Below are 10811 nucleotides of genomic sequence, written 5' to 3'. Positions count from 1 at the left end.
GGTGTGGTGTGGGGAAGCATCCACACCCGGCCGGCCACACCCGGTGCGTCTTCCTCCGCACCACCCCGACCTCGGCGTCTCGTCGGTGGCATCAGCCGCCGCAGTGACGTCTCGGCCACGTGGAGGAGAGACACCCATGCCGACCAACCCGGCTCAGGCACCGACGGTGCCGGCGCACGTGCTGCCGCACCGCACCCCCGCCCAACTCCTCACGTTGGCCCGCCGTGGGCTGGTCGAGGCCGGCCAGACCCGACCTGACGGTCTGCGCTACGCGGCTGCCCACCTGGCCGCCCTGCGCGCGGCGGCAGCTCTGCTCGCCGCCCGGGCCCGCCCCGCGCCGAGTCGACGCAACCGGATCACCAGTGTCTGGGTCCTCCTCTGCGCCGTCGCTCCGGAGCTCGACGAGTGGTCCCGGTTCTTCGCCGCGGGGGCCAGCAAGCGCGCCGCCGCCGAGGCCGGCATCCCCCGGGTGGTCAGCGCCCGGGAGGCCGACGATCTGCTCCGCGCTGCCGAACAGTTCGTCACGGTGGTGGAAACCGCGCTCGGCGTGGCCCACCAACCGGCCCTGGACGGCCTCGCCGCCTGATCCCGCCGTGCCACCGGCCGCCCCGCGAGGGGAGCCGGGCGGCCGGTGGCATGGCGTGCCGGTCCTGATCTGATCCACAGCAACGACGGGGGAGTTGGTCCAATGGCGGGCCGCATGGTGGCTGGTTCCGCCGCGCTGGCCGATCTGGTGCGCCCGGCGAGCGCGCCCGACCCGGTCGGTGGCCACCGGGTGCTGCCGGTGGTGCCCGAGCTGACCGGTCTGCTGCCCAACCGGGGCCTGCGCCGGGGCAGCACCATCGCGGTCGCCGCCGGCCAGCCCCGCCGCAGCGGTGGCACCTCGCTGATGCTGGCCCTGCTCGCCGAGGCGTCCCGGGCCGGCTCGTGGTGCGCCGTGGTCGGGGTGCCGACGTTCGGCGCGGGCGCTGCGGCTGAGCTGGGCATCGCCCTGGACCGGCTGGCCCTGGTGCCGAATCCCGGCCCCGAGTGGGCCACCGTGGTCGCCGCGCTGATCGACGGGGTGGACGTCGTGGTCACCACCGTGCCGGCCTCGGTCTCCGCCTCGGTCGCCACCCGGTTGGCCGCCCGGGCCCGGCAGCGCGGCAGCGTGCTCGTCCCGTACGGCCGGTGGGACGGCGCGGACGTGACGCTGCAGGTGGTCCGGGGAGTCTGGGAGGGTCTCGGGCTGGGCCGGGGGCGGTTGCGCCGCCGGGAGATCACCGTCTCGGCGCGCGGGCGCGGGGCGGCTGCCCGGCCCAAGGAGATCAAGGTCTGGCTCCCGGGTGACGAGTTGACCCGGGTGATCCCTCGTACGCTGCCGTCGCCCGTGGGCCGATCGGCCGCGCCACTCGCGCTGGTCGGTCAGGGGTGACCGGCGCGCCGGCACGCACGCTGCTGCTGTGGTGCCCGGACTGGCCGGTGCTCGCCGCCGAGATCGTCGACGGGGTGCCGGCGACCGGCCCGGTCGCCGTGCTGCACGCCAACCGGGTGGTCGCCTGCTCCGAGCGGGCCCGTGCCGAAGGGGTGCGTAGAGGGCTGCGCAAGCGGGAGGCACAGGGGCGCTGTCCGCAGCTCACCGTCGTGGAGTACGACCCCGGCCGGGACGCCCGGGCGTTCGAACCGGTGGTCGCCGCAGTGGAGGAGTTGGTCGCCGGCGTCGAGGTGGTCCGTCCGGGCGCCTGCGCGGTGGTCGCCCGGGGGCCGGGCCGTTACCTCGGCGGCGAGGAGGCGGCCGCTGAGCGGATCATCGAGCATGTGGCGCAGTCGTGCCTGGTGGAGAGCCAGGTCGGCATCGCCGACGGGGTGTTCGCGGCCGGGTTGGCCGCTCGCGCCGGCCGGGTGGTGGCACCGGGTGGGACACCGGAGTTCCTGGCCGGGTTGCCGGTCGAGGCGCTCGGGCGGTCGGCGCTCGCCGACCTGCTGCGCCGGCTGGGAGTACGCACGCTCGGTGACTTCGCCGCCCTGCCGGCCGGCGACGTGCTGGCCCGGTTCGGGTTCGACGGTGCGCTGGCTCACCGGCTGGCCGCCGGGCGGGACCACCGCCCACTCGCCGTCCGGCAGCCGCCGGCCGACCTGACGGTGACCGCGGTGCACGACGACCCGATCGACCGGGTCGACGCGGCGGCGTTCGTGGCCCGGGCGCTGGCCGAGCAACTGCACGAACGGCTGGCCGGACACGGCCTGGCCTGCACCCGGCTCGGCATCGAGGCGGTCACTGAGCACGGGCAGGAGCTGCACCGGGTGTGGCGGCACGATGGTCTGCTCACCGCCGCGGCCATCGCCGACCGGGTGCGTTGGCAGCTCGACGGGTGGCTCTCCGGCAGCAACGGCCGGGCCGGTGCCCGACCGGCCCGGCCGACGGCCGGCATCATCCGGCTGCGACTGATCCCGGACGGGGTGATCGCCCAGGCCGGTCTGCAGGCCGGCCTCTGGGGGGAGACCGGCGAGGAGCGGGAACGCGCGCACCGGGCGTTGAGTCGGGTGCAGGGCATCCTCGGCCCGGAGGCGGTGGTCACCGCGGTGCTCGGTGGTGGGCGCGCGCCGGCCGACCAGGTGCGACTGGTGCCGTGGGGCGACGAACGCGTCCCGGCCCGGCCCGAAGCTCCGCCGTGGCCGGGCCGGCTGCCGCCGCCCGCGCCCGCCGTGGTGCTGCCCAGTCCGCTCGCCGCGACCGTGCACGACGCCGCTGGCGAGCCGGTGGTGATCAGCGCGCGGTTGGCGGTGAGCGCCGCGCCCGCCCGACTGGTGGTCGGCACCGGCCAGCCGGCGGAGATCGTGGGTTGGGCCGGCCCGTGGCCGGTGGACGAGCGGTGGTGGGCGCCGGCCGAGGCCCGCCGCCGGGCCCGGTTCCAGGTCAGCCTGGCCGACGGTGCTGCCCTGCTGCTGGCCGTCGAGGCCGGGCAGTGGTTGGTGGAGGCGATCTATGACTAAGTCAGGTCGATCCCTGCCCGGCGTCGGCTGGCTCCGTGCTGGCCGGGGAGCAGATGTCCTGATGAGCGTGATGACTCACAGACATCAAGATGCCTGTGAGTCATCACGCTCATCGCACCTCTCGCCGCCGTCGGGGCGACCGCCGTCGTGTTCGTCGTCGACCCGGTCGCCCAGCATCCCTCGGCCGAGCAGTACCGGGCCGAGCAGTACCGGGCCGAGCAGTACCGGGCCGAGCAACGCGGCCGGAGCGGCCGGATGAGCTTCCACAACCCGAAGATGCCCTGGTCGGAGCTGGAGCGGGTGCTCTCCGGGCGGCCCGGCGGCAAGCGGGGGAGCCGGGGCGAGCGGCACCTGCACGTGGTGGACCCGCTCGCCGTGGACGCCGATGGCGGCGACTCCCCGGCCTGGAGCCGCCGCCGCGAGCAGTACCAGCCACCGGAGCTGACCCGCCCCGACGGCGTGGTGCCCTACGCGGAGCTGCACGCGCACACCAACTTCAGCTTCCTCGACGGCGCCAGCCACCCGGAGGAGCTGGCGGAGGAGGCGGCCCGGCTGGGGCTCACCGCGCTCGCCGTCACCGACCACGACGGCTTCTACGGGGTGGTCCGCTTCGCCGAGGCGGCTCGTACGCTGGGCCTGCCGACCATCTTCGGCGCGGAGCTGTCTCTCGGCCTGCCCGGCCCGCAGAACGGCGAGCCCGACCCGCACGGCGCGCACCTGCTGGTGCTCGCGCACGGCCACGAGGGGTACGCCCGGCTGGCCACCACCATCGCCCGCGCCCAGCTGCGCGGCGGGGAGAAGGGCCGCCCGGATTACGGGGACCTGGAGGAGGTCGCCGCCGAGCTGCGTGACCATGTGCTGGTGCTGACCGGCTGCCGCAAGGGGCACGTGCCGGGGGCGCTGCTCACCGAGGGGGTGGACGCGGCGGCCCGCGAGTTGGACCGGCTGACCGCGCTCTTCGGCGCGGAGACGGTGGCCGTGGAGCTGACCGACCACGGTCATCCCGTCGACGCCGACCGTAACGACGCGCTCGCCGAGCTGGCCGCCGCGGCCGGGTTGCCGACGGTGGCCAGCAACAACGTGCACTACGCCAGCCCCGGCCGGCGTCGGCTGGCCACCACCGTCGCCGCGGTCCGGGCCCGACGCAGCCTGGACGAGATCGACGGCTGGTTGCCCGCGGCGGCCACCGCCCACCTGCGCAGCGGCGCGGAGATGGCGGCCCGGTTCGCCGCGTACCCGGGTGCGGTGGCGCGGGCCGCCGAGTTCGGCGCCGAGTTGGCCTTCGACCTTCAGCTCGTCGCGCCGCAGCTACCGGCGTACCCGGTGCCGCCGGGGCACACCGAGATGAGTTGGCTGCGGAAGCTGACAGCTGACGGGGCACACGAGCGCTACGGGCCGCCGCAGGCGCACCCGACGGCGTACGCGCAACTCGAGCACGAACTGAACATGATCGAGGAGCTGGGTTTCCCCGGCTATTTCCTGGTGGTCTACGACATCGTCACGTTCTGCCGTGACCAGGACATCTACTGCCAGGGTCGGGGTTCGGCGGCCAACTCGGCGGTCTGCTACGCGTTGCGGATCACCAATGTGGACGCGGTCCGGCACCAACTGCTCTTCGAGCGGTTCCTCGCCCCGGAACGGGACGGCCCACCCGACATCGACGTGGACATCGAGTCCGACCGCCGGGAGGAGGTGATCCAGCACGTCTACACCCGTTACGGCCGGGAGCACGCCGCCCAGGTCGCCAACGTCATCTCCTACCGGGCCCGGTCGGCCGTGCGGGACGTGGCCAAGGCGTTCGGCTACTCCCCGGGGCAGCAGGACGCCTGGAGCAAGCAGATCGACAGGTGGGGTTCGGTCGCCACTGTCGATGTCGAGAACATCCCCGAGCAGGTGGTGGAGTACGCCAACGAGTTGCAGACGTTCCCGCGGCACCTGGGCATCCACTCCGGCGGCATGGTGATCTGCGACCGGCCGGTGATCGAGGTCTGCCCGGTGGAGTGGGGGCGGATGCCCGGGCGCAGCGTCCTGCAATGGGACAAGGACGACTGCGCCGCGGTGGGCCTGGTCAAGTTCGACCTGCTCGGCCTGGGCATGCTCTCCGCCCTGCACTACGGCTACGACATGATCGGGTCCCGGCTCGACCTGGGCGACATGACCCTGGACGACCCGGAGGTCTACGACATGCTCTGCCGGGCCGACTCGGTCGGGGTGTTCCAGGTGGAGAGCCGGGCCCAGATGGCCACCCTGCCCCGACTCAAGCCCCGCGAGTTCTACGACCTGGTGGTCGAGGTGGCGCTGATCCGTCCCGGTCCGATCCAGGGCGGTTCGGTGCACCCGTTCATCCGCCGCAAGAACGGCCAGGAGCCGGTGACCTTCGCGCACCCGCTGATGCGCAACGCCCTGGAGAAGACCCTGGGTGTGCCGTTGTTCCAGGAGCAGCTGATGCAGCTCGCCATCGACCTGGCCGGCTTCGACGCGGCCGAGGCCGACCAGTTGCGCCGGGCGATGGGCGCCAAACGGTCGGTCGAGCGGATGACCCGGATCGCCGACCGGCTCTACGCCGGGATGGCTGAGCGGGGCATCACCGGTGAGCTTGCTGACGACGTCTACCGCAAACTCACCGCGTTCGCCAGCTACGGCTTCCCGGAGAGCCACGCGATGAGCTTCGCCTACCTGGTCTACGCCAGCTCCTGGCTCAAGCGTTACCACCCCGCGCCGTTCCTGGCCGCGCTGCTCAACGCTCAGCCGATGGGTTTCTACTCGCCGCAGACCCTGGTCGACGACGCCCGCCGGCACGGGGTGGAGGTCCGTCGTCCGGACATCAACGCCAGCGGGGCGCTGGCGGTGCTGGAGTCCACCCCGGAGACCCGGTGGGGCAGCGGGCCGGGGGAGCCGCCGCACGCCTGGGGGCTGGGCGGCCCCGCCGTCCGGCTCGGCCTGTCCAGTGTGCGCACGCTCGGTGCCGACGTGGCCGAGCGAATCGAGGCCGAACGGGTCGCCGCCGGGCCGTACCGGGACATGCCGGATGTGGCCCGGCGGCTCGGTCTCACCGCCGCGCAGTTGGAGGCGTTGGCCACCGCGGACGCCTTCGCCTGTTTCGGGCTGACCCGGCGGCAGGCGCTGTGGGCCGCCGGTGCGGCGGCCCAGGACCGACCGGGCCGGTTGCCCGGCACGGTGACCGGCGCGGCGGCGCCCACGCTGCCCGGGATGGAGGCGGTGGACCGGCTGGTCGCCGACGTGTGGGCCACCGGGTTGTCGCCGGAGAGCCACCCCGCCCGTTTCATCAGGGGTCAGCTCGACGTGCTCGGCGCGGTGCCGATCGCCCGGCTCGGCCGGGTGGAGCCGGGGCAACGGATCCGGGTCGGCGGCATCGTCACCCACCGGCAACGTCCGGCGACAGCGGGCGGGGTCACCTTCCTCAACCTGGAGGACGAGACGGGGATGCTCAACGTCACCTGTTCGCCGGGGCTGTGGCAGCGCTACCGGCGGGTGGCGCGGACCAGTGCCGCGCTGGTGGTCCGGGGGCGGTTGCAGCGGCACGAGGGGGTGACCAACCTGGTCGCCGACCGACTGGACGCCATCGAGCCACCGGTGCGTCCGGCCTCCCGTGACTTCCGCTGATTCAGTGATCCACATTACGGTTTCCCGAGCCGTCGAGCGGGAGACTCGTCCCGAGCGGGCAGAGCGGCCCGTGATTCGTGAGGGGGAACGACAGTGACGGGAAATCACGCGTACACCGGTGGAATCGCCAACGCCCGGCGGACCCGACTGGGCACCGGCTGGGTGCCGTCGCACCTCGCCGACCCCCGCGAGTACGAGGTGACGAACGGTCCGGTGGCCAACGAGCGCCGGTCCCGGGCGGAGGACGAGGCCGAGGGCACCGAGGCCTGACCGGCCGCCGCGCCACGCACCGATCGGGCGTGTGGTGGGCGCCCCCGCCACACGCCCACACCACCACCGGGCCGAGTGACTAGGCTCGGCCGGGTGGAGCAGACCCGAGGCCGGTTCGCCGAGCCGCCGCTGACACCCCGCACCGCCGTGATCTGGTCGGTGCTCCGTGCCGAGCTGGACCGGCGCGGCGACGCCGAGCTCACAGTGCTGGACGTGGGCGGCGGCACCGGTGGTTTCGCCGTTCCGCTGGCCCGCGCCGGGCACCGGGTCACCGTCGTCGACGCCAGCCCCGACGCGCTCGCCGCGCTCACCCGCCGCGCCGCCGAGGCCGGGGTGGCCGACCGGATCGCCGCCGTGCAGGGCGACGGTGACGCCCTCGCCGGGCTGGTCGAGCCGGCCGGCGTCGACCTGGTGCTCTGCCACGCCGTCCTGGAGGTTGTCGACGACCCGACGCCGGTGGTGACCGCGCTGGCCACCGCACTGCGCCCGGGTGGCGCGGCCAGTGTGCTGGTGGCCGGCCGGGCCGCCGCCGTGCTGGGCCGCGCGATGAACGGGCACCTGGACGTCGCGACCACAGTGGCCGCCGATCCGGCCGGCACCGCGGGCCCGCGCGACACGTTGCGCCGACGCTACGACGCCGCCGGCGCCGCCGCGCTGCTCGGCGCCGCCGGGCTGGTGGTCGAGGAGATCCACGGGGTACGCGTGCTGGCCGACCTGCTGCCGGCCGCTGTCGCCGACGGGCAGTCCGCGGCCGTGGTCGAGCTGGAGCGTGCGCTGGCCGCCCAACCGCCGTACCGGGACCTGGCCGCCCAACTGCACCTGTTCGCCCGCCGGCCGGCATGATCGCCGAGGCCGGTGGCCAGCCGGCACCGCTGGAGATCCTCGGGCCGGGCCACGGCGGCGGCCGCCTCACCGACGTGCTGCCCAGCGCGCTGGCCGTGCTCGGGGTGCCCGGCTCGACCGACCCGCTCGGGCTCCGACCCGCGCTGGCCGGGGTACGCCGGATCGCGGTGCTGCTCGTCGACGGGCTCGGCTGGTACCAGCTGCCGACCGCGGCGCCGTACGCGCCGACTGTCGCCGGGCTCGCCGCGACGGTGGCCCGGCCGCTCATCGCCGGTTTCCCGTCCACCACCCCGACCAGCCTGGTGTCGCTGGGCACCGGTGTCGCGCCGGGCGCGCACGGCGTGCTCGGCTTCACCGTGCGGGTGCCCGGCACCGATCGGGTGCTCACCCACACCGACTGGGCCGCCGATCCGTCGCCGCTGCGCTGGCAGCCGGTGCCCACCCAGTTGGAGCGGGCCCGCGCTGCCGGGGTCACGACGAGCGTGGTGAGCCGGCCGGAGTTCGGCGGCAGCGGGTTGACAGTGGCAGCCAACCGGGGTGGCGACTTCCGGGGCGCCGCCGGCGCGGAGGCGGTGGCCACCGCCATGCTGGCCGCGCTGGCCGCCGGGGCCGGGCCCACACTGGTCTCCGGCTACCACGCCGACCTGGACCGGCATGGCCACGTCAGCGGCGTCGACTCGGCACCCTGGCGGGTCGCCGCGACCGAGGTGGACGCCCTGGTCGCCCGACTGGTTGACGGGCTGCCGCCGGACGCGGCGCTGCTGGTGACCGCCGACCACGGGCAGCTCGACATCCCTGCCGCGCACCGCTTCGACCTGGACACCGATCCGCGACTGCGCGCTGGCGTGCGGCTGGTGGCCGGCGAGGCCCGGGTCCGCTACCTGCACGTCGAGCCGGGCGCGGTGGACGACGTGCGGGCCGCCTGGTCGGAGGTGCTGGGCGCCACGGCCCGGGTACGCACCCGCGACGAGATGGTGGCCACCGGCTGGTTCGGGCCGGTGGCCGAGGAGCACCTGGGCCGGATCGGCGACGTGGTGGTGATCTGCAACGACACGTACGCGGTCATGGCCAGTCGCACCGAGCGGCCGATGGCGTCGAAGTTGGTGGCCTACCACGGGTCGGACACCGCCGCGGAGCTGACAGTGCCGCTGCTGGTCGTCAGGGGCTGATCCCGGGGGCGGTTCGGCCCGCTGGCCGATGGTGGTGTCGTACCTCCGGGTTAACCTGCCGGGATGGGCCGCAGCCAGTCGTTGCCCCGGGGCGACGATCCGCGCTTCGGGCCGGACGCCGACGACTCCGCCAGCCCGATCCTGCACGTCGACATGGACGCCTTCTTCGCCGCCGTCGAGGTGCGCCGTCGCCCGGAGCTGCGCGGCAGGCCGGTGGTCGTCGGCGGTGTCGGCCCGCGCGGGGTGGTCAGCTCGGCCAGCTACGAGGCCCGCCGGTACGGCGTCCGCAGCGCGATGCCGACCAGTCAGGCCCGGGCCCGCTGCCCCCACGCGGTCTACCTGCCACCGGATTTTTCCGCCTACACGGCCGCCTCCCGGGCCGTCATGCAGATCTTCCGGGACGTCACGCCCCTGGTCGAGCCGCTCTCCCTCGACGAGGCGTTCCTCGACGTGACAGGTGCCCGTCGGCTCTTCGGCTCCCCGGCCACCATCGCTCGGCTGATCCGCCGCCGGGTCGCCGACGAGCAGGCGCTGACCTGCTCGGTCGGGGTGGCGCCGACCAAGTTCGTGGCCAAACTGGGCTCCACCCGGGCCAAGCCGGACGGCATGCTGGTCGTGCCCCCGGGGCAGGTGCTCGATTTTCTGCACCCGCTGCCGGTGGACGCCCTGTGGGGGGTGGGGGAGCGCGCCGCCGAGGCGCTCCGCCGGCTCGGCCTGACCACAGTCGGCGACCTCGCCGAGGCGCCGGTGGGCATGCTCCGCCGAGCCGTCGGTGCCGCTTCGGCGTCGCACCTGCACGAGTTGGCCTGGGGGCGCGACCCGCGCGGGGTCAGCCCCGAGCACGTCGACAAGTCGATCGGCGCCGAGGTGACCTTCGACGTCGACGTGGCCGACCCGTTGGAGATCCGCCGCGCGTTGCTCGCGCTCAGCGCGAAGGTCGGTGTCCGTTTGCGCGGCTCCGGGCAGGTCGGGCGCACCGTCTCACTCAAGGTCCGGCTGGCCGACTTCCGCACGGTCAGCCGGTCTCGCACCCTCGACGTCCCCACCGACACCGCCCGCGAGATGTTCGACACGGTCTGGGCGCTCTACACCGCATTGGACCCGGGCGAGCGGATCCGACTCGTCGGTGTCCGGGTGGAAGGGCTCGCCCCGGCGCAGGGTGCCCCCCGGCAACTCACCCTCGGCGCGCCCGAGCGCGGCTGGCGCGAAGCGGAAGCTGCCGCGGACGCCGCCGCTGCCCGTTTCGGGCGGTCCGTCATAGGTCCGGCCAGTCTGATGGGCGACCGTGATCCCCGTCGAAACGAAAATCCACCCCGCCCATAGGTCGTCCCGCTTTCCGACGCGCGACCCCCCTCGTAGACTTGCGGGTAAGCAGCCGGTTGGCTGCCACGGTCTGACGGCCCGAATGGGCCCGACCAACGTGACCGGGGAGGAGTGCCGTGCCGCTCTCGGAGCACGAGCAGCGGCTGTTCGAGCAGATCGAGCGGTCGCTTGCCGAGGACCCCAAATTCGCCTCGGCCGTGCGCGCCAGCGATCCGCGCTTCCATGCGCGGCGTCGCCTGCTCGTCGCCGCCGGCGTCATCATCGCTGGCTTGGCTCTACTGGTCTATGGCGCGGTGATCAAGACTCCACCACTGGCGGTGGCGGGCTTCGTCGTCATGCTGGCGTCGGCCGCGTTCGCGGTGCAGTCGCACCGGCGGGCGCAGTCACCCGACCTGCACGTGGTGGGCGGCACGACGAGTCGTCGTCGTCCCCGCGGTGGCCGATCCGGTCGCCGGTCGTCAATCCTGGACCGCATGGAGGACAGGTGGCGGCAGCGCCCGGAGGGGCACCGCTGAGCCGGTCCCGCCGCTGAGGCGGACCGTACGCCGCGACGAGCGGTCGCCGGGCACAGCCCCCGGCGACCTCCGTCGTATCCGCGCGCCCTCTACC

The 10811-nt window shown here is 74.4% G+C and carries 9 protein-coding genes; all 9 read left to right on the top strand.

The window, feature by feature from the left end; all coding sequences use genetic code 11:
• The first annotated feature begins 136 nt into the window (after positions 1–136).
• The 9 genes from AB0B48_RS28830 to AB0B48_RS28790 all read left to right on the top strand — a co-directional run bounded on the left by AB0B48_RS28830 (position 137) and on the right by AB0B48_RS28790 (position 10717).
• Positions 137–586 (top strand): SAV_6107 family HEPN domain-containing protein, encoded by a 450-nt coding sequence (locus AB0B48_RS28830; protein WP_007463070.1) that lies wholly within the window; start codon positions 137–139, stop codon positions 584–586.
• Between the two features lie 102 nt (positions 587–688).
• Positions 689–1414, top strand: a complete 726-nt coding sequence (locus AB0B48_RS28825; protein ID WP_355007688.1) for a hypothetical protein — start codon at positions 689–691, stop codon at positions 1412–1414.
• A complete protein-coding gene (locus AB0B48_RS28820; RefSeq protein WP_357206960.1) occupies positions 1411–2973 on the top strand; it encodes a DNA polymerase Y family protein in 1563 nt (520 codons plus the stop codon). Before AB0B48_RS28825 ends, AB0B48_RS28820 begins: the two co-directional genes overlap by 4 nt.
• 255 nt (positions 2974–3228) lie before the next feature.
• A complete protein-coding gene (locus tag AB0B48_RS28815) occupies positions 3229–6597 on the top strand; it encodes an error-prone DNA polymerase (protein ID WP_357206963.1) in 3369 nt (1122 codons plus the stop codon).
• Positions 6598–6690: 93 nt separating this feature from the next.
• The gene (locus tag AB0B48_RS28810) at positions 6691–6867 is read left to right on the top strand and encodes a hypothetical protein (protein ID WP_167492956.1); all 177 of its coding nucleotides are present in this window, start codon (positions 6691–6693) and stop codon (positions 6865–6867) included.
• 75 nt (positions 6868–6942) lie between these two features.
• Entirely contained in the window at positions 6943–7710 is a 768-nt protein-coding gene (locus AB0B48_RS28805; RefSeq protein WP_357206958.1) for a methyltransferase domain-containing protein, read from the top strand.
• Positions 7707–8879, top strand: coding sequence for a nucleotide pyrophosphatase/phosphodiesterase family protein (locus AB0B48_RS28800; protein ID WP_357206957.1), 1173 nt, complete (start codon positions 7707–7709; stop codon positions 8877–8879). The genes AB0B48_RS28805 and AB0B48_RS28800 overlap by 4 nt, the downstream gene beginning before the upstream one ends.
• A gap of 63 nt (positions 8880–8942) precedes the next feature.
• Positions 8943–10202, top strand: coding sequence for a DNA polymerase IV (locus AB0B48_RS28795; protein WP_357206955.1), 1260 nt, complete (start codon positions 8943–8945; stop codon positions 10200–10202).
• A gap of 116 nt (positions 10203–10318) precedes the next feature.
• On the top strand, positions 10319–10717 hold the full coding sequence (locus AB0B48_RS28790) for a DUF3040 domain-containing protein (protein WP_030334542.1): 399 nt from the start codon (positions 10319–10321) through the stop codon (positions 10715–10717).
• The last annotated feature ends 94 nt before the right edge of the window (positions 10718–10811 follow it).

Origin of the sequence: Micromonospora sp. NPDC049089, from assembly GCF_040648775.1 — a bacterium.
GTDB lineage: Bacteria > Actinomycetota > Actinomycetes > Mycobacteriales > Micromonosporaceae > Micromonospora.
The sequence above is the reverse complement of the archived record's forward strand: the minus strand, read 5'-3'. Positions and strand labels throughout refer to the sequence as shown.